Source organism: Psychrobacter sp. PL19 (genome assembly GCF_017875835.1).
Taxonomy (GTDB): domain Bacteria; phylum Pseudomonadota; class Gammaproteobacteria; order Pseudomonadales; family Moraxellaceae; genus Psychrobacter.
Genome location: NZ_JAGING010000001.1, coordinates 2,693,508 through 2,714,396, shown reverse-complemented (window position 1 = coordinate 2,714,396; position 20,889 = coordinate 2,693,508). Strand labels below are relative to the sequence as shown.

The window sequence follows — 20,889 nt, the reverse complement described above, 5'->3', positions numbered from 1 at the left end:
ATGTCACATTGTACAGTGTTAAATAGCTTCAGCGGTTAAGTACTATTTAAGATAACAATCTCTGACTACAGACAATATTAAAAAAAGTACAAGGACGGCAAAATGGCTATTAACAAACAAGATCATGCGCAGTGGAGCTCGAGCTTTGGCTTTGTACTCGCGGCAGTGGGATCAGCAGTTGGCTTAGGAAATATTTGGAAATTCCCCTACATGGTTGGGGAGAGTGGTGGTTCAGCCTTTGTTATCGCCTACCTATTTTGTATCGCATTGGTTGGTTTTCCCGTACTGGTTGCCGAGTGGTTGATCGGTCGCCGTGGACAGAAAAATCCTATCAATAGCTTTACGGATGTGGCGGTAAAAGAAGGCAAATCGCGCAGTTGGGGTATTATTGGTGCCACTGGTATTCTAGGTGGTTTTTTAATCCTATCCTTCTACAGTGTCATCGGTGGTTGGGCGCTCAACTATATTACTAAAGTAGGCACCGGTAGCTTTGCAGGACAAGATAGCGATGCCGTCGCCGCTACCTTTGATGCTATGCTAGCATCAGCTGGTACGTTGACTATCTGGCATACTATATTTATGATCGTTACCGCATTAATTGTGGGCATTGGTGTGACTCGCGGAATTGAGACTACTGCTAAGATTTTAATGCCATTATTAGGTATTATTCTATTTATTATCGTTGGTTATAACGTAGTAAATGGTGGTTTTGGTGAGGCAGTTAATTATTTGTTTGCTCCTGATCTGAGCAAATTAACAGGTGATGTTATGTTGGCGGCGTTAGGTCATGCCTTCTTCACGCTCTCTATTGGTATGGGTATCATGGTTGCTTACGGTTCATACTTAGGCCGTGAAGTAAACTTACTCAAAACAGCACGAACAGTTGTGATTTTAGATACAGTCATTGCTTTAGCTGCTGGCCTAGCTATTTTCCCGATTATCTTTAGCAATGGTCTCGATCCTGCTTCAGGTCCTGGGCTTATCTTTGTCAGCTTGCCGATTGCCTTTGGTAGCATGGCAGGCGGCGTTATTATTGGTACTTTATTCTTCTTGTTAATTACTTTTGCTGCAGTAACTTCATCGATATCATTACTTGAGCCTACAGTAGAGTTTTTAGAAGAGCGCACATCGATGGGTCGTACCATGTCGACTATTGCTGCTAGTACGGTAATTTGGTTATTAGGTATTGCCGCACTATTGTCGTTCAACCTATGGGCTGACTTTACGATCATGGGCAACGGTATATTTGACGCTCTAGATAAACTTACCAGCAAATTCTTGTTGCCATTGACTGGTCTTGCAGGAATCATCTTCTTTGCTTGGAAAATGGATCAAAATAGTATCCAGCAAGAGCTTGGCTTGTCTAATGGTGCTTGGAAGGTATGGCAGGTTGTCGCTAAGTTTGTAGCGCCAATCGCTGTGATCGTGGTTTTTGTCGCGACCTTAATTGGTTAAAACTGCTAACCTCATTGATTAACTTCAATAGATATGAAAAAAGGGCTTAAGATATATCTTAAGCCCTTTTTTCATATCTATATTTAGTAAAATTAGCAATAAAAAGCGATTAGCGCAAGGTTAACTCGGGAACTTCTTGTCCACGTTTAGTATAAAATTCAGTGACGAACTGATCGAAGCAATCTTGCTCAATAGCATCTCTGATACCTATCATTAAACGCTGGTAGTAGCGCAAATTATGAATGGTTCCTAACTGTGCAGCTAGCATCTCTTTACATTTATTAAGATGATACAAGTAAGCACGGCTAAAATTTTGACAGGTATAGCAATCGCATTCAGGATCTAACGAACCTTCATCATTACGATATTGGCTATTACGAATACGTACCACCCCAGCGTTGTCCACATTACCGGTGACAAAGTAGTGACCATTACGAGCATTACGAGTCGGCATGACACAGTCGAACATGTCCACTCCGCGGCGCACGGCTTCAACGATATCTTCAGGCTTACCGACCCCCATCAGGTAGCGTGGCTTATCGGCAGGCATGGCATCTGGGATATAGTCTAAGACTTCCATCATCTCATCTTTAGGCTCACCAACTGATAGGCCACCTATCGCATAGCCATCAAAGCCAATATTGAGTAGACCTTCAAGTGACTGTCGACGCAGGTCTTCATACATACTGCCTTGGATAATGCCAAATAAGGCATTGGTACTGCCAAGATTTTGATGTTCATCCAGGCAACGCTGCCCCCAACGTAGTGATAGCTCTAAAGATGTCTTTGCCTCATCATGAGTGGCTGGGTAGGGCGTACACTCATCAAACTGCATCACGATATCAGAATTCAGGCTGTACTGAATTTGCATAGATTTTTCGGGTGACAAGAACACCTTAGCGCCATCAATGGGTGATTTGAAATGTACGCCCTCTTCAGTAATTTTACGCATGGCACCTAAACTAAATACCTGAAATCCGCCTGAATCCGTTAAGATTGGCTTATCCCAATGCATGAATTTATGCAGACCGCCAAACTTATCAATAATATCGGTACCCGGACGCAACCATAAATGAAAGGTATTGCCCAAAATAATGTCAGCACCGATAGCTTCGATATCTCGGGGTAGCATGCCTTTGACCGTACCGTAAGTACCAACGGGCATAAAAGCGGGGGTTTGTACCTCACCATGATTAAGATGAATCGTACCACGGCGTGCTCGCGTTTCACCGCTGGCTGTTCTGTGTAGAGTAAATTGCATATGATAGTCACTATCTAAGCTATGAAAATGGCGCTAATTATAGCATTGCTAGGTATTTTTTGGGTGCGGATGTTTAAAGTCTGCTGACTATGTTGAGTGTGTATCTCGTATGGCATGTAAATTCAAAGGCAGCGGATCAACCGTACTCATATAGTCAATCCAATTTAAAAACGACACAGGGCTGCTGTTATGGCTTTTTCGCAGCCTCTGTCACGCGTGCGAACAGCGAGCAAGAAAAATTTATACCAGTAGCACGTTGATACAAATGTAGCTATTTTATTTTGAACTAGCTATAGCAAACACTATGCTTTAATTTATACTGAAAAAGCACAGACAGTAGTGCCTAATGCCTGATAAAGTGTGAAGTAGATTAATAAGTCATTATTTTAATGGACAGCCTTATTAAAGGACTGCATTAGACAAAACGTTATTAAGATCAGCCCGAATTTAGATCAACCCGAATTTAGATCAACCTGACAATAACATCGTTATTCGTCTGCGGAGACAAATTATGAAGATTGTGCTGCCCATGTTAATCAGTAGTTTATTATGGATACCAGGAGTTGCTATGGCCACTGAAGAACCCAGTTATACAATTTTGACCCAAAGCGAAGACTTTGAACTGCGCCGTTACGATGCACAAATCGTCGCACAAACTTGGGTCACAGGCGATCAAGATGCTGCCAGTCGTCAAGGGTTTAAAACGCTAGCGGGCTACATTTTTGGTAACAATACGGCTGAAAATGGCAACAGCAGTAAAATTAGCATGACTGCTCCGGTGATGATGCAACCGCAACAGAAGACTACCGATAAAAGTGGCGATGATAAGGGTAACTCGCAAAAAATTGCTATGACGGCACCAGTAATGACGCAAAAAGCACAGCAGGGTAATGACCAGTGGCGAGTACAATTTATCATGCCTAGTAACTACACCATGCAAACGCTGCCCAAGCCAAATAACCCAGATATTACGATTACTGAGTTGCCGGTAAAAACTTATGCAGTAATTAAGTTCTCAGGATTAGCAGGTGCTAAAAAAGTCGCAGACAAAACCAAAAAACTGCAGTCATGGGTACAAAAGCAAGACTTAACGATTACAGGCACACCCGAGCTGGCACGTTACAATCCGCCATGGACTCTACCATTCATGCGTCGTAATGAGATTATGATTGCCTATCAGAAAAAGTGATTGTTCTTACTCACTTATATGATCAATAAAAAAGACAGCAAATGCTGTCTTTTTTATTGATCTTTAAAACAGAAATGTTCTCAAAGACAAAATGGCTTAGCTGTTTTGCTCGCGAATGATGTTTAGCATCCGGCGTAAGGGCTCAGCGGCGCCCCATAACAGCTGATCACCAACCGTAAATGCACCTAAGTATTCACCGCCCATATTAAGCTTGCGTAGCCGGCCAATAGCAACGGTTAACGTGCCGGTAACGGCTACTGGCGTTAAACGGTTCATAGTCGCTTCTTTGTCATCTTCGACCACATCTAACCACTGGTTACTGCTGTTTTTTAGCGCCGCTTCGATTTCTTCTAATGGGATATCTTGCTTCAGCTTAATAGTTAAGCCTTGGGCATGACAGCGCATGGCACCAACACGTACGCACATCCCATCAATGGCGATGTTATTTTCTTGGTTATTACCAAGAATTTTATTGGTTTCAACACCACCTTTCCATTCTTCGCGTGATTGTTTGTTTTCTAGTTGTGAGTCGATATATGGAATTAAGCTACCTGCTAATGGTACACCGAAATATTGCTTAGGAAAATCAGCTGAACGTTGAGTTTGCGCAATTTTTTTATCAATCTCTAGTATCGCGCTGGCAGGATCAGCCAGTTCATCTTTTACAGCATCGTGTAGTATGCCCATACCATTGATTAGCTCGCGCATATTATTCGCACCTGAGCCGCTTGCCGCTTGATAAGTCATGGCACTGACCCATTCTACCCAGCCTCTGTTAAACAGCTCACCAATTGCCATCAGCATAAGTGATACCGTACAGTTACCACCGATAAAGTCTTTTTTGCCATTAGCAAGCGCGCTATCGATAACCTTACGATTGACAGGATCAAGAATGATAATACTATCCTCTTCCATTCGTAGCGTGCTCGCCGCATCAATCCAATAGCCATGCCAGCCACTGGCTCTTAATGGCTGATGTACTTTTTGGGTATAATCGCCACCTTGACAAGTGATAACCACATCACAAGCGGCCAGTGCCTTAATATCATGAGCATCTTTTAGTTGGCTTGCGTTAATGCCATCAAAACTTGGGGCATCGCCACCTGTATTGCTGGTCGAAAAAAACACCGGTGTCATTTTGTCAAAGTCATTTTCTTCACGCATACGTTGTATCAGTACCGATCCTACCATCCCGCGCCAGCCTACCAAGCCTACTGTCAAATTACTCATGAAACGTTATCCTATTTACAGTTGTTTATTGCTTTACCAACCAATGACAATGCCGTGAATAACCATAAAAAGCAAGGCGTTTTGAATAATTTTAGCCCGTTTTTAATCAATATTAACTATGTTTACCATAACTTTAGGTTATCAAACCACAAGGGTTTTGATCTGGTTTAAATGGTTGTTGAAGGATTGGACTACCTAGATGGCTATTGTAATGTTTTGATGACAGCTCATACTAATCAAGGGCTAGCAGTAGGTGATTGGCGCGTGAAATGCTAAAGTAAGCATCAGCTGCTAAAATAGAGTTATTATAGTTTTGATTGTAATGCTTACGATTGGCTATAGATTCGGTAATTAACTTGACAATAGGTTTATAGATTTTATGGATTCTTCCCTACTATATTATGGCGTACAGCTGCTGGCAGGGCTGATTGCCTTTATAACAATTTGGGGCTGGCTACCATTGGATAACTGGTGGGTACGTAGCGTTGATTTTCCGCGTATCCAACTCTTGGTGCTTGGTATTATTGCGTGGTTCGCAATGCTGCTATTTTGGTCGCAGTGGCAGCTTGGGCAGTGGGCGTTATTTATTATCTTAAGCATGGCATTGGCCTTTCAGCTCAGAATGGTATTGCCTTACACCAAGCTATGGAAAAAGGAAGTACAGCACGCCAAAAAAAAACCAAAAGGGGAGGCAAATCACCTCAAAATTATGGTCTCTAATGTCCTTACCCCTAATAATAAAATGCAAGACTTGGTTGATCTGGTCGAACAAAAACAACCTGACATATTAATTACCCTCGAGAGTGACCAGAAATGGCAGGATGCGCTTACCCAAATTGAGCCCGATTACCCCTATACGGTCAAAGTACCGCTAGACAATCTATATGGTATGCATCTGTACTCTAAACTTGAGTTGATAGATCCGGAAGTCAAGTACTTAATTATTGATGATATCCCCTCTATCCATACTCAGTTACGGCTGCAAAGTGGCCGTATCATTTGGCTATATTGTCTACACCCGATGCCCCCAAGTCCAACAGAAGCGGATAAATCTACCACGCGTGATGCTGAACTGCTGATGGTTGGACGTCACATTAAAGAGCAAAGTCAGACTGCGATATTAGCCGGAGATCTTAACGATGTGGCTTGGTCAAAGACCACCCGTCGCTTTCAACGTATTTCAGGCTTGTTAGATCCACGTATTGGTCGGTATTTTGTCAATACTTTTCATGTCAATTACCCGTTGCTACGCTGGGCGTTAGACCATATCTTTCATAGTGCTTGCTTTACGGTAGTTGCTATTGAACGCTTACCCTCTGTTGGTTCTGATCATTTTCCGGTATTGACTACCTTACAATATGAGCCAGAACAAACCAGCAAACAGCAAGAAAACGCCCCGACGGCACAAGCTGAAGATATCGAAGAGACCGAAAATAAAATTAAAGAAGGTAAAAAAGAAGGATCTAAAGTCTCAAAAGATCGTGCGGAAAATCAGTAGTTTTAGTAAAAGTGGTCAATATAGGTGATAAGGTAGCGTCTGTAAGCAAATGCGTACATAAAATAGAGTCTTTAGCGTCTAGTAGCGCCACAGCGATTGCCATACAATACCTTCATCAACACAAGGATAGGCAAGGATGCAGTGTTGAGGCAGTAGCAATACAAGCACAGGTCAGCCCACTGTCTTATAGGCTACTGTTTATGACTTAGGATAAGTCGCCATGGAAGACAAGATAATAATAACAATATGAAACGCTAAAGCCCCGAACCCATTGCCCTAGGTTCGGGGCTTTTCTTTGTGTATAAATTGCTGATCTTAAAGGTCTGAGGTCATGAGTCATAATATTTGGTACATATTTTGGTACACATTTTGGTACATAGCTTGATCATTAATAATTTTTGTGTGGCTCTAGAGAATATAGTCAATGAAAAGTAATATCGATACATAACCTACTGCTGGCATACGTTTTTCTTGCTTGCTGTGCCTAGGCAGACAGAGGCTGCAAAAAGCTTATACCAGCAGTACCGTCGCGTTTTTAAGGTATTTTAACTATAGCAATATTGTCAGACTCAGTTAAGGCACTCAAATAAATCAGCTGCAATTCTGACTCATTTTTTACCCCATAAAAAGGGCATACGCGTTCACATATGCCCTTATCAACTCATTGCTATCAAACTAGGTTAACGCAGCGATAGCTATGTAACTTACGACGCCAGCACTTGAATATAAGCGCTAGTACGCAGCTCTTGTAACCAATCTTCTTTGGCCTGTGGTGCCAAGCGTTGATATAGCGCTTGGCGCGCCATATTACGGCGATACTGATCGCTCACATCAAACTGACGCTCGCCTTCTAGTTTAAGGATGTGCCAACCAAACTGAGTTTTAAATGGCGCAGAATAGTCACCGACTGTGGTGGTTTTCATTACCGCTTCAAAGGGACCGATCATATCATCTTCGCTAACCCAGTCAAGATCACCACCGCGTCCAGCAGAGCCCGGATCGTCTGAATAAGTGGCTGCTAGACCGGCAAAATCTGCTCCCTTACGTAGCTGATCATACAAGTCATTGATCTTTTGCTCCGCCAAGGCGTCAGTTTGCAACTCATCAACCTTGATCAAAATATGGCGAGTGTTCCACTGCGGTATAAGCATGGTATCGCTAGACTTTTTATTAGCCAGTTTAATAATATCGATGCCTTCAGGCGTTACTAACGGTGCACTGACAGCGCCCACTTCTAGCTTGGTAATTTCGCTTGATAACTCGGTAGGTAGGGCGGCGGCTTTATTAAAACCCATATCACCACCTTGCAACGGAATCGGGTAATTACCCTGAGCAGCGGCTACCGCCTCAGCGACATCCACATTCGGTACTTGCAAGCGAGTACGTAGTGTTAGGGCGACTTTGAGTGCTTCATCGCGTTGGGCGGGTGATAGACGGCTATAATCATCTATATAAGGCACTCGCACATGAATGGTCTGGTACTCGCTTTGGTTTAAGCGTTTGGCTTCAGGAGAGGCCAAAAACGCATCAATATCTTGTTCGCTAATGCGCACACGATTGGTAATCTGGCGTTGTTGCAAAGATTGAATGGCCGCATCTTCAATTAACTGCGCGCGCAGGCTGGCATACCTACCGACTTGGCTCGCATCTAGGCGCTGTTGTAAGGCGGCAATACTATCAAGACCTTCAGACTGAGCAATTTGAGCCAGGCGCTGATTGATAGCAGCTTCGTCAGGCTTGAGTCCGACACGATTAACCAATGACAGCTGTAGCTCACGTAAAATCAGCGCATTCAATACTTCAGACTGTAGCTGCGCTGAATTAGCAATAGGCTCGCCAGCCGCCTGCGCACGGGCTTGAGTTTGATTAACGGCATCGATCAAATCGCTTTTGAGAATGGCATTATCATTGACTAGTGCAATGATGCCATCTGTACTATTAGCAGGGGTTAGACGAGTACTGCTACCTTGGTCGGTAGCCGTATTGGCCGACACGTTTGCAGGTTTGACTGTCGCTGCTTGAGTACTGAAGCTAAGTACAAGACCTGCGCCCATACCCATAGAAAACAGTACAGCACGGCTGGTTTGACGTAAAGAAAAAAATCTCATGAGGTTCCTCATCAATGACATTGCATTGGATGGTAGTTGGTCAACCATATCCACTATATTTTAATGATCATATACTAGATAGTTGTGTCCGCAATGGTATTACAACAAATAGTGCCACGTAAACAGCTAAACGAGTAATAGTTCGAGCTAACTTGCTTTGCCAGCTTATGTTATTGGATGGTTTACACCTAACAAATAGCTGGCTTTATAATCCTATCTATAAATACTTTACTAGTCTTTCCATGCAGTTTGAACTGGCTCAAAGCCAAGCACTTTATCAGAGAGTAAGCGTGTCAATCGGCTACTACCACTGCCCAGACCATTGAGTCTAATCTCTGCCATAATGGCTTGAGTAGGCTTGTCTTTAACATTTAAGTCATTGAAGTAACGGCGGCCATAAACCGCAAAACCGAAGCAGCAATCTTCATAATCAATACCGACTAGGGAGTCGAGCATTCTATTATTTTGATAATCATATTGACCTTGTGCGAGTACCCGCCAGTTATTATTTACAGGGAAAACAGCTGATGCGGTAAATGCCGATAACGCAAGTTGATTGGTATTGTCATCGCGTTGACGTTTAACAAATCCAACGTTAAATAAGCTGTTGTCTGTTGGCTGGTAACGCAGTTCAGTAGTGATGAAATTTAAATCGTAGCTGTTAGTAAGCGCGCCACTGACATCGACCCATACATTGTTATAAGGTTGGGTACTGACATCCCATACCATCCCAGAGGATGAGGTGTTAAATACTGGGGTTTGGCCTTCTAGAGTAACGCGACTCTCACCAAGATAGAACTGCTCCGCAATGCTACCATCAAAACGTGTCACACCCGTTGCGTCGATGTAACGATAGTTAATACCAGGGGTAAGCGAGTGCAAGTCTTGCAAGCGGTCATGCCCTAAAAACCAACTGTCTGAGAAGAGCTGCTCATAGTTAATAGAGGCAATACGGGAGTTAAAGTTAGGAATACCCTTTTGATCTTCAAATGGTGAGTAAATATATTTGAGGCGTGGGCTGAGTAGCTGATAGCCACCCATAGTATCGTCGAATGCTCCGAATGGTGAACCAGATTGGTATAGATTCAGTCCTGCATCGATGCTGGCTTGCGGTACAAATACTGATCGACTGCCGTCTTCTTCACTTAGCGAAAGAGCTGCCAAGCTGTCTTGGTCAAATGAGGTATATAAGTGTTGTAGGCTAAGCTGAGGTTTTACATAACCCCAGGCCTTTTCCACTGGGTAAGCGGCGCTGATTTTGTTATAAAGGCGTGCGCCACTTTTTTCAGCTTCTGAGCCATCATCGATAGACTTTTTAAAATAAGCAGAATCACTGGTACCGGTAATGTCTATGCTTTTCAACCAGGGTAGGCGGTAGTTCAACTCTAATTGTGGCAAACGCGAGTAGGGCTTATCCTTATCTTGTAACGGCTGACCGATGCTATTAAAGGCATCAAGGGTCTGGAACGTTTCAACTTTTAGCTCCCCATCGACATAATCATTATAGTAGTTGAGACGGGCGCGCCGTGGCAGATTTAAGGTGTTGTCTGACAGACCTAGCGTGTCAAAGTCATTGAGATAGTCGGAGTCTGATACATAGCTGTATTTGGCGTCAGCGCTTAGGCGCGGAATGCTTTTTGATGCCCATGAGTAATCATAAAAAAGGCTGCTGCGGTCTTCGCCATCAAACTCCTGGTCGTTGGGTAAATATGAGCCACTAACAATGCCTTTACCGTATTGTTCTGTTAAATAGCGAAACTCGCCTGAAAGCATTGGGTTGCGACTGGTATAAACATGCGTGTTGATTGTAGCATCGTAGTTGGGCGCTATATTCAAATAATAAGGAACATCGATCTCAAGACCACTTTCACTACCAATGCTAGCGCTAGGTAACAAAAATCCGCTACTGCGTCGACTGTCTATCGGGAAGTTAAAATAAGGCAAATACAGTACGGGAATATCAGCGATACGGAAGATAGTATTATAAGCCTTACCACGGCCACTATCAGTGTCTAAATCAATACTTGAAGCCTCAAGTTGCCACTTGCGATCGGTGGGTGGACAGGTGCTAAACATTACCTGATCAAGCTCAACTTGACTGTCATTAGGACGATTAAGGCGTTTGGCGTAGCCATGCGCTTGCAATGGCACACTGGCAAAGGCCACGTTATAGGCAGTCGACTGACCCGTTTCAGTACTATAAGCCAGGCTATCCGCTACCCCAATTAGACCGCCTTGCGAGGCTTTTTCGGTAATGGACGCTTGATCATTATTTGGGGTCTTGCCTTTGCCAGTGGCTTGGTCAGTAAACAGTACTTTACCCTCTGCGCTAGCTACGCCAGTGCTTAAATCTAAGAGAATTTTCTCTGCTTCAATATGCTGGGTGCCTTGGTCAATGATGACGTTACCTGATAATTCGGCATAGTCGACGTTATCATAATAGCCATAATCGGACTCGGCAAACAGTGCTGCTTGGCTATTGGGAGTAGCGTTTAAATCGTTAGGGGCTTGTCCGTTGTTCGCATTGGCTTCATTGACAGCGCGCTGATAATTAGGGTTGCTCTTTGGAGAGACCCATTGACCTTCACAGCGCAGACTGCTGTCTGCCATACGCGGTAATAAATCCAGATCTTTTCCAAGTGGGCGCACAGGCTGACTGGCCATGGTAGGCTGTAGAGCATTGTTTGATCCGGATGGCGTGTTATTAGTACTGCTATCTATAGTGTTATCGGCAGTATTTGGTTTAGAAGCGTCAGAATCGGGGGTAAGCTCATAAAATTCTGCCAAGCGCATGAGACTGTCTTGAATACTTTCATCATTGACATTCAGGCGACTGCTATCCAGCGCCGGCTTAGTGATTGCCTCAGTTATCGCTTCATTGCGGGCCTGTACTTGTATAGTGCCGCTATTAGTAGAGTTAGTATCAGTAGCGTTATTTTCACTACCAACATCATCGCTGTTTAGCAACCGTATGGTAGTATTCTCAGTGATTTCAGTCATGTTACTGCTGATGCTGGTACTATCATCTAGAAACGGCTCGGTCGTCTGTATGTCAGCATTCGCTGCAACAGCCGCACTCACAGTCAATCCTAATGCACCAAATAAAATTAGACGTATGCTTTGGTAGAGCGGAGAATATAACAAGGGCACACCTATGATTGCAGAGCCTAGGGGGTCGCGGTATTTAGTTTGTTAGTACTATTTAGCCAGTAATTTTTGATCAGTCATGCTATTTAATCCAGTAATCGTTAGTGACAAATAAGATTGTCAGTGTCGCAAAGGAGCGTAAAATACTGGAGCAGCACCGTAAACGGGTTTAGTCCATCATATACTGGTCTATTAATAGACAATTCTGCGATCACTATACGATAATATGGCTTTAGATATTCGCTCATATCACAACTATCAACGACTTATCATAGTCAAAAAAAACCAAATCAGCTACACTATTCATCAAATTTTATGGTGTAGCAAGGCGTTTTTTTAAATCCATGCTCAGTGCCAAGCATTAAACCATATAATACAACAGCCAGTATGAATAAAATCGCTCACCATTTTAGCAAGTATTGGCCTGAATTATCACTACTTTAGTTGTTTACCACTGATATTTAACCTGCGATGCTCTTATATGATAAATAATAATATGACAGATAAAACACCTTCAACAACTCACTTGACTGCCAACACCCGTAAGCAGCAGTTAGAGAACTGGCTACAGCAAATATTTGTCAATCAAGATTTTACACTTGATAGCCTACCCGGTGATGCCAGTGCCCGTCAATATCATCGTATTCAGTTGTCAAACAGTAATAATGACAGCATTGAGCGCTATATTGTCATGGATTCTGCTGATGAACAAGAAGCGTTGCAGCAATTTATCAATGTTGGTAAATTAATGTCACCCGCAATCAATGTGCCGGATTTTATTGCCCAAGATTTAGAACAAGGGTTTTTGGTGCTACAAGATTTCGGCACGATAGAATTTGCTCATCTACTGATCGACGCGACTCCGACGCAAGTGAATAACTATTATCAGTTGGCAATGCACACGCTACTCGCATTACAGAAGTTACCAGTAGCGACCGCCAAGACCCAGCATCAATTACCCGATTATGATACAGCGCTGTTAACTCGCGAGATGGACTTATTTAGCGACTGGTTTATACCGTATATTGGCGTAAATGTTGATAACATACTGTGGGAAAACCTAAAAGAAGCGTTAATAGCAGAAATTCTAACGCAGCCACAAGTGATCGTCCATCGTGATTACCACAGTCGCAATCTGATGCAAGATCAGGCAGCGCACTCACGTTTAGGCGTGATTGACTTTCAAGATGCGGTGATTGGTGCGTACAGTTATGATTTAGTATCACTGGTGCGTGATGCCTATGTGGAATGGCCCGAGCGACAGGTAACACATTGGATCCATGATTTTTGGCAATTACAGCAGCAGTCTGAACTGCAAACAGTGAGTAGCGCAGCACAGCTGGAAAATGACGTCAATGTCATGGGCGTACAGCGACATCTAAAAGTTTTGGGTATTTTTGTCCGCTTATATGAGCGTGATGGCAAGAGTCGTTATCTGGCTGATATTCCCAAAGTTATGCGCGATTTGATGTTTGAGCTGGAGTGGCTCGCTGCTCATGGCAGTGATAATATGCAGCAGGCGGCATTGCCATTTAATGTATGGATACAAGATAGGATTCTGCCAGCCTATCAGCTTAAGTTTGCGCAGCAATATATTTAGCTATTTTTGTTGAAGTTATATTGACTGAATAAGTGGTTATAAAACATCAATAGCTACAACCCCTCTTTAGAAAGGAATGAGTATGTCCGCACTAACGCAAGCAATGATTTTGGCTGCTGGCAAGGGAACGCGCCTGCGTCCGCTAACCCTTGAAACCCCCAAACCTCTAGTCGAAGTGGGCGGACAGCCACTGATTGTCTGGCACATTAAGGCGCTACAAGCGGTAGGTATTACTGATATCACTATTAATGCCTCATGGCTTGCCAACAAGTTAATGGACACTTTAGGTGATGGTTCGCAATATGGCGTGACGCTGCATTGGTCGTTAGAAAATGATGAGCCATTAGAGACTGCAGGTGGTATTTTTCAGGCGCTACAAACAGGCAAGCTACAAGATGCACCATTTATCCTAGTTAATTCTGATGTGTGGACAACGTTTGACTTTGCACAATTACAGGATTATACCTTAGGGGCAGATCAGCGCGCCCATTTATTTCTTATTGACAATCCAGAACACAATAATGGCGGCGACTTCGCGGTGAATAATGGCTTGGCAAGTGAGCATGCTGTTGGTGACGCTGATAAATATACTTTCGCAGGGCTTAGCGTTATGTCGCCGCGATTGCTTGATGGCCTAGTACCAGGACAGCCAGCTGCCCTCGCACCATTATTGAAGCAAGCGATGATGAGGTTTCAAGTGACTGCAGAAGTCATCAAAGACCACTGGATCGACGTGGGCACGGAAGAGCGCTTAACGCAGGTCAATCACTTTATTGAGACTAAAGGGGTAGGCGACCATCGTGGTGTTTAGCCTTTTTTAAAACAAAGTTAAGAAACAAAGCTTGCAGAGATAAAGCTATTAAATCAAAAATGCAGCGCTGATAATTTTTCAGCGCTGCATTTTTGTTATTATTGATTAAAATCAGTTAGAGCCAGTTACAGCCAATCAAAACTAGATACAGATCTAAACACCCATTGCCAGCTTGATCAGTTGGGCAATAATAAAGATAGTCAAAAAACCTACTAAATATAAGCCGATAAACCATGCCCATTGTGTTTGTTTTTTACTGAGCTTTTTCATGATGACCTCTTAGTTATCGTTAATCCCTTGTAAGTTTTCAGTAGCAACTATGCTTGGTAGCATTACGTTTATCTAGGATTAACTGTAGCTTGTTGAACTGAGCTGCCGCAATGATTGGCGGCAGCTACTATAATTCTTAGCGCTCAAAATAATATTTATACTACCTACTACCTACTACCTAGTACATAGGCTTATGGTCTGATTTACCTTTAAAAGTATAATAGGCAAAAGCGGTATAGCTTAAAATTATCGGTAGCATAATACCCGCGCCAATCAACATAAATGATAGTGAGGTATCAGCCGCAGCGGCTTCATAAATAGTCATTTGATACGGCACAATATATGGGAACATAGCATAACAGACGCCAATATAACCCATTAGAAACAACGCCACCGTCAATAAAAAAGGACGATACTCGCGCTCAGTGGTTAAGTCTTTACGCATCACAAAGAACAGTAACAGCACAATAATGGGCATAGGTGCTATGTACAACACGCCTGGCAGACTGAACCAACCTTCAATTGCTTTGATATCTGAAAAGTACATAAATGCCGTTACTACCACCATCGCTAATACCAGCGCTGATAGAATCCAGCCTGATATTTTCCGTGCCCAAACTTGTAGCTTGTGCTCAGTTTTGATGATGAGCCATGTGGATCCGAGTAACGCATAGCCGATAACAAGGGCAACACCGCAGACCATAGCGAACGGTGTGACCCAATCAAAGGGTCCCCCTGAATATAAACGATTACTGGCCTGTAAGCCCTGTACTAGTGCACCTAACATAACCCCTTGAGAGAAGGCGGCAATGACTGAGCCTGCAAAGAAGAAAAAGTCCCATACATAGCGCCGTGACGTGGCTTTGAAGCGAAACTCGAACGCCACTCCGCGTAGGATAAGACCAAATAACATTAAAGTGACCGGCAGATATAGCCCCGTCATAATGATGCCATAAGCAACGGGGAAAGCTGCAAACAAACCGCCGCCGCCTAGCACCAACCAAGTCTCATTACCATCCCAGAACGGTGCGATAGAGTTCATCATCCGGCTACGGTTCTTGTCAGAGCCTGCAAACGGGAATAAGATGCCGCAGCCTAAATCAAAGCCATCGAGTAGGACATAAACAAAAACAGCCAAAGCAACTAAGCCACCCCAAATCAAGGGTAAGTCTAATACATCACCATAGTTAAACATTAGCGTAACCCTCCATTATCTTTGTCATTCGCAGGCTGGTCAAGATCTTCAGTTGACTCTTTTTTCATGTCATCACTGGCTTCACTATTACCACTTAAGGTAAGGCCTTGGCCTTCGGTGACAGAGTTTTCATAGTAGTTATCTTTCGTAGGATCTAGGTACGGTTTAGGTCCTTGAGCAATCAAGCGTAGGATATAAAAAGTACCGGCGCCAAAGACGAAGATGTACATTACAATAAAGCCAATCAGGGTCGTTGCAACTTGCTGTGCCGCAATTGGTGACATACTTTCAGCAGTGCGGATTACGCCATATACTGTCCAAGGCTGACGGCCGGTTTCGGTAACAAACCAACCTGCGAGTAGAGCGATGAATCCGAGCGGCGTCATCATCATCCATAAGCGGTGAAACCATTTGCTTTCAGGACTGAATTGTTGCTTTTTAAAGTATTTATAAGCACTAAATATACCCACAAGCAACATTAACATGCCAATACTAACCATGACCCGGAATGACCAGAACACAATAGGAACGTACGGCCGGTCTTCTGGTGCAAAACTTTTGAGACCTTTTACTTCGCCATCTAATGAATGCGTTAGGATCAAACCTGATAGGTAAGGAATTTTAACTTCGTAATGGTTCTTTTCGGCTTTTTGATCTGGAATACCGAATAACACCAGTGGCGCCCCGCGTTCATTCTCCCAAAGACCTTCCATTGCCGCTACTTTTGCCGGCTGATGCTCGAGGGTATTAAGCCCATGCATATCACCGATAAATATTTGTACTGGCGCAACGAATATGGCCATAACCATCGCCATACTTAACATGACTCGGCCATGCTTGCGGTGTTCGATGTGTTTTTTAGATTGAATATAATAAGCACCGATACCACCGATAACAAAGGCAGTGGTCAAGAATGCTGCAGTCATCATATGGGCGTAACGATAAGGGAATGAGGGGTTAAAGATGATTTTGAGCCAGTCGGTTGGATACAATAGACCATCTGCACCGATCATAAAGCCTTGTGGTGTTTGCATGAAGCTGTTGGCAGATAAGATCCAAAATCCTGAGATGAGGGTACCAATAGCCACAATCGCAGTCGATGCAAAGTGCATACGCTTGCTGACTCGTCCCCAACCAAAGAGCATGATGCCTAAGAATGAGGCTTCTAAGAAAAATGCAGTCAGGACTTCGTAGGCCAATAGTGGCCCTAAGACGTTACCCGCCTTGTCAGCGAATACCGCCCAGTTAGTCCCAAACTGGTAGGACATGACCACACCTGAGACAGTACCCATCCCAAAGACCACAGCGAATATTTTTATCCATTGCTTATAGACTTCAGCATAAATGGCTTCGCCTGTTCTAAGCCAGCGAAATTCAATCACAGTCAAAAAGCTGGCAAGTCCGATAGAAAATGCGGGGAAGACAATATGAAAGGAGATAACGAATGCAAATTGAATACGCGCAAGCATCAGCGCATCAAGCTGGTCGATCATAAACGTAGCGAACATAAACGGTTACCTTTATCTGTTAGCTGTGTGGCGCTAGCTTCCATGATACGCTTAAGTAACTGTCCGTAACTGATGTAGTGAATACGCTATATTTGCGATGCGGTATCTGCCGAGTTTGTCACACCTGTCTTGATAGTCTAGGTATAACTGACATTCGGTTGTCTGGTTTCGCTACTAAATATGGTATTAACGCTAGTAAAAGTTTTACGGGCAATAGCCAGTTGTTGTTTGTCTGCAAATGGTATTTAGCCGAGGATTATTTAGCTAAAGTGAATAATCTATGTCCTTATAAATTACAAATCATTCGTCTGTTTAATTAAAGGTTAAGTGAAATTAACGTTCGTGTATTATGCGCTTCCTCAAGTGGGCGTGCAACAAAGGTCTTATAATCAATTCGTACGTACCAGTCACGAATCCGTCAGTCATTACTTATTTAAATAAACTTTGCAGCCATTTAATAAGTAGGGGATTGTTTAACTGTATTTATCAATAACGATATTTGCTGAGCCTATCATCACTGTTAAAAATCACTATGCTCAAGCACCTAACACTAGGTTTTTAAATTCAGGTTTTATAATTTAGCTCTAGCTTATTATCGGCGTCTGGGGCTATATCTGCGTTCAAGATTATAGTCCCAGAATTTATCAAATATTGTAAATCTATTGTTGCTATTCCTTGCTTTGAGATGTTTGCATTTTTAAGTGTGTGTAAGGATTGATCACAAAAACAGCGCTTATATCCGCTGAGGTTAATAAGGCGTGTACTGTCAAAGTTATCGTTACTAGCTCCTTAACGTCTCGTTTAACGCGAGCTCTGTAGCTGTTGATGCAAAATACGCCGTAAGGTTAGAATGGTCTGTGGATTGGCTTGAATACTATGACCCCCATTGATAATGGTTTCAGATGCGGCACCATCGAGATGGGCGCTAGTATAAGGCACGATACCGTCGGATAACCGTGCGGTTAACGCTTGGCTGATGTCTTCATTAACGGTTACTGCCGCCACCAGTGGCTGATTGGGTAACGCGCTCATGTCAGTGCTATTAGCCGCGCTGTCGCCTATAATCTTACTATCTTCTGGTAACGCTTGAGACAAATCAATTTTCGCCCCATTCGGCTGCATTTGCGCCAAGCCTCTGGTGATATCTGCATCGTTATTAGCAATGATTGAGTGATAAGTAATGCGGTCGTTGATAGTGATGTCTTTGGTTAGTTGAATAAATGATGATTTATTACTCAACTGGCTAGCGCCATTTTGTAAGTATAGAGCCCCTAACGGATTCTGTGCCAAATCACCTTGAGTGGCGATAGTCGCTAAGTTATCAGTGACTGTTTTTACCAAACTTATTGGTAGATAAATAATACGACGCAGGGCGCGAGTAAACCAGCGATCAGCATAGTCGGTACCTCGGAATGGCGCGGATAAAAATACCGCGGTATCGACTTGTGGTAAGGTCTTAAGCTCAAAGCGTTTGCCTAGATCTGCTTTACCAAATTCTTGTTTTAGCATGGCATCGATTTGACGCCTATTACTGGACAGCATGCTTTGATCGTCTAATGCATCGAGATTTTGGGTCAAGTTATCATCAGATAGCATCATACGAGCGATAATGGCCCCCATGCTATGGCTCACAATAACGCTATTCTTACTGGCACGATTCTTCCCGCTAGGGTCTGTTTGCTGATAAGCAGCTTTAAGTAATTCTTGAATCTGATAGCGATTTTCTAAAATAGGCAAGTTAGTAGGGTAGAAAATTTGCCATACTTGGTAGTTATCACGCAGCTTGTCATCATTAAAAATATCGTTGGTCAAATTAACCCAAGTCGCCGGGCTCGATGCCAAACCATGTAACATGACAATCACTCGCTTATCAGGGTCATAGGGCTCTAACATAAATAGTTTGGGTAAGCTGGCTTGTTGCTGGCGGGTCAAAAGGTTTAAATAGCCCACGCCGTCAAGTTGGTTTTCCGCCAGCCACAGGCCATAACCTGCTGAGAAATTAGCCGCAAGGGGATAGTCATCACCCAATATATTGACATTCTCGCTGCGGTAGGGGTTGTATAAATGAATGCCGAGCTGCTTACTACTGAGTACATCGAGGACGCTATCGCCGGTAGGCTTAATCAGACCGGTCATTAACAAATGGCCTGTAGGATAGATACGTGCGCTGGCTTCGCTGTCATCCATGCTGCCATTGGTCGTCTCTTTACCGAGTCTGCCTGAGAGCGTTGAGATTAGTAGCTGGCGAATAGTTGTCGTATAGCGGTCATCTAACGAAGCCACCAAGCTCACACCCAAACCAGGGCGTTTGCTAACCGAGTTCAAGCCAGAGAGACGTAACTCATAAGTTGATACCAAATCTACTAGCGCAGAAGTTTGCTTATTAGCATTCTGCAGATAGTTGTTTTCGTTTGGTAGATAAACATTAAGATTGTACTTATCCACTTGCATGGCCATAACCTTAATTTGGTCGGTGGGCTTGCCAGCAAGCGGGGAGCGATTAGCGATAGCGGCTTTATTATCCTCGTCTAGGGCAGCCGTGGTTGACAAGTAGTTGATTTTGCCATCGCCTAGCAGCTTATGTGAGTTATCAGCTGAGTCATAAAGTTGGGTAATAACATCGTTACTGGCGGCGTTATAGATGTCTTGGGTTTGGATGTCAATATCACTTGGTATGCGATTTTGCTGTACTGAGCGGCGGCTGTCTAAATCTGCTCCTTCAAAATCATGATCTAAACTGTCATAAAATAGATAGGTATAACTGTATTTAACGGCATTAAATAGTCGCCCCTGATAGCCAACCAAACACTGATCGGTATTTTGTTGTTGGTTGTTTGCTTGAGTAGGGGTTAATGGGGCGTTGGCATAATAAGGGTCAATTGGTGGACGTGAGAGCGCATCACGGCAATCTTGTGATTTTGCCAGCTCGCGTGCTTTGGCATAGTGTAACTCTGCAAAAATGGCCAGCGCTGGGCGATAATGCTCATTGAGCATGCTGTCACTGAGCTGCGCTAAGCACAAGTCGAATTGCTGCATACATGCCTGCTCATTAAGACCGGCTGATAACAAGGTTGAGGCGGTATCGCTACTGAGTTTATTGTCAGTAACGATATTGCCACGCTGAGCAGAAATAGTCTTTGCCGAGGCTTGCCTATCCACTGAGATTGTACTGCAGGCTGGCAGTAGCACTATTACTCCTACTAAAGCGAACAGGGGGGCGATAGCAGTGAGTTTTCTATTAGCGTGCGCCGCTAGGGCTATGACAAGTCTGGCAAACGTCATCGGGGTTCTCATTAAAGAATAGTTAAGAATTAGCAATCAGCATGTTATTGACACATACAAAAGTGTAGCTGAACTTTGGTGATGGTACTGTTTTATTTGAGCTATTTTATTTGAGCTGTTTTATTTGAGCTTTGTTACTTACAAGCTATAGTCAATGAAAAGTAATATCGATACATAACCTACTGCTGGTATACGTTTTTCTTGCTTGCTGTGTCTACGCAGACAGAGGCTGCAAAAAGCTTATGCCAGCAGTACCGTCGCGTTTTTAAGGTGTTTTAACTATATATTAAGGATGAGGTTTGGCTAGATAAATGGGTGAGTGGACGAATAGCTAT

Annotated in this window: 12 protein-coding genes; 5 read left to right on the top strand and 7 right to left on the bottom strand. The window is 43.4% G+C overall.

The features are described 5' to 3' along the window. Positions 1–102: 102 nt before the first annotated feature. On the top strand, positions 103–1,455 hold the full coding sequence (locus H4W00_RS10690; RefSeq protein WP_209958072.1) for a sodium-dependent transporter: 1,353 nt from the start codon (positions 103–105) through the stop codon (positions 1,453–1,455). Between the two features lie 109 nt (positions 1,456–1,564). On the opposite strand, the gene tgt is transcribed toward H4W00_RS10690, so the two are convergent. Further along, positions 1,565–2,716 carry a tRNA guanosine(34) transglycosylase Tgt gene (gene tgt, locus H4W00_RS10685; RefSeq protein WP_209958070.1) on the bottom strand — a complete coding sequence of 384 codons (1,152 nt, stop codon included), beginning with the start codon at positions 2,714–2,716 and terminating at the stop codon, positions 1,565–1,567. A gap of 568 nt (positions 2,717–3,284) precedes the next feature. Here tgt and H4W00_RS10680 point away from each other — a divergent pair. Continuing rightward, positions 3,285–3,905 (top strand): SOUL family heme-binding protein, encoded by a 621-nt coding sequence (locus H4W00_RS10680; RefSeq protein ID WP_327192926.1) that lies wholly within the window; start codon positions 3,285–3,287, stop codon positions 3,903–3,905. Between the two features lie 96 nt (positions 3,906–4,001). Here the strand turns inward: H4W00_RS10680 and asd are convergent, their stop codons facing one another. Beyond that, positions 4,002–5,126 carry an aspartate-semialdehyde dehydrogenase gene (gene asd / locus H4W00_RS10675; RefSeq protein WP_209959190.1) on the bottom strand — a complete coding sequence of 375 codons (1,125 nt, stop codon included), beginning with the start codon at positions 5,124–5,126 and terminating at the stop codon, positions 4,002–4,004. Positions 5,127–5,514: 388 nt separating this feature from the next. On the opposite strand from asd, the gene H4W00_RS10670 reads away from it, so the two are divergent. Beyond that, entirely contained in the window at positions 5,515–6,633 is a 1,119-nt protein-coding gene (locus tag H4W00_RS10670) for an endonuclease/exonuclease/phosphatase family protein (RefSeq protein ID WP_209958065.1), read from the top strand. A 704-nt stretch (positions 6,634–7,337) separates the two neighbouring features. On the opposite strand, the gene H4W00_RS10665 is transcribed toward H4W00_RS10670, so the two are convergent. Then, positions 7,338–8,741: a peptidylprolyl isomerase gene (locus tag H4W00_RS10665; protein ID WP_209958063.1), complete on the bottom strand. Its 1,404-nt coding sequence runs from the start codon at positions 8,739–8,741 to the stop codon at positions 7,338–7,340. A 231-nt stretch (positions 8,742–8,972) separates the two neighbouring features. Continuing rightward, on the bottom strand, positions 8,973–11,885 hold the full coding sequence (locus H4W00_RS10660; RefSeq protein ID WP_209958061.1) for an LPS assembly protein LptD: 2,913 nt from the start codon (positions 11,883–11,885) through the stop codon (positions 8,973–8,975). Between the two features lie 499 nt (positions 11,886–12,384). Here H4W00_RS10660 and H4W00_RS10655 point away from each other — a divergent pair, with 499 nt between their 5' ends. Both H4W00_RS10655 and murU read left to right on the top strand, forming a co-directional pair. Further along, positions 12,385–13,488, top strand: a complete 1,104-nt coding sequence (locus H4W00_RS10655; RefSeq protein ID WP_209958059.1) for an aminoglycoside phosphotransferase family protein — start codon at positions 12,385–12,387, stop codon at positions 13,486–13,488. An 82-nt stretch (positions 13,489–13,570) separates the two neighbouring features. Continuing rightward, entirely contained in the window at positions 13,571–14,299 is a 729-nt protein-coding gene (gene murU / locus H4W00_RS10650) for an N-acetylmuramate alpha-1-phosphate uridylyltransferase MurU (RefSeq protein ID WP_209958057.1), read from the top strand. Between the two features lie 448 nt (positions 14,300–14,747). Here the strand turns inward: murU and cydB are convergent, their stop codons facing one another. From cydB to H4W00_RS10635, 3 genes are all read right to left on the bottom strand, one after another. After that, positions 14,748–15,764 carry a cytochrome d ubiquinol oxidase subunit II gene (gene cydB / locus H4W00_RS10645; protein WP_209958055.1) on the bottom strand — a complete coding sequence of 339 codons (1,017 nt, stop codon included), beginning with the start codon at positions 15,762–15,764 and terminating at the stop codon, positions 14,748–14,750. Further along, the gene (locus H4W00_RS10640) at positions 15,764–17,272 is read right to left on the bottom strand and encodes a cytochrome ubiquinol oxidase subunit I (RefSeq protein ID WP_442966445.1); all 1,509 of its coding nucleotides are present in this window, start codon (positions 17,270–17,272) and stop codon (positions 15,764–15,766) included. Before H4W00_RS10640 ends, cydB begins: the two co-directional genes overlap by 1 nt. 801 nt (positions 17,273–18,073) lie before the next feature. Next, positions 18,074–20,554 (bottom strand): esterase/lipase family protein, encoded by a 2,481-nt coding sequence (locus H4W00_RS10635; protein ID WP_209958053.1) that lies wholly within the window; start codon positions 20,552–20,554, stop codon positions 18,074–18,076. Between the last annotated feature and the right edge of the window lie 335 nt (positions 20,555–20,889).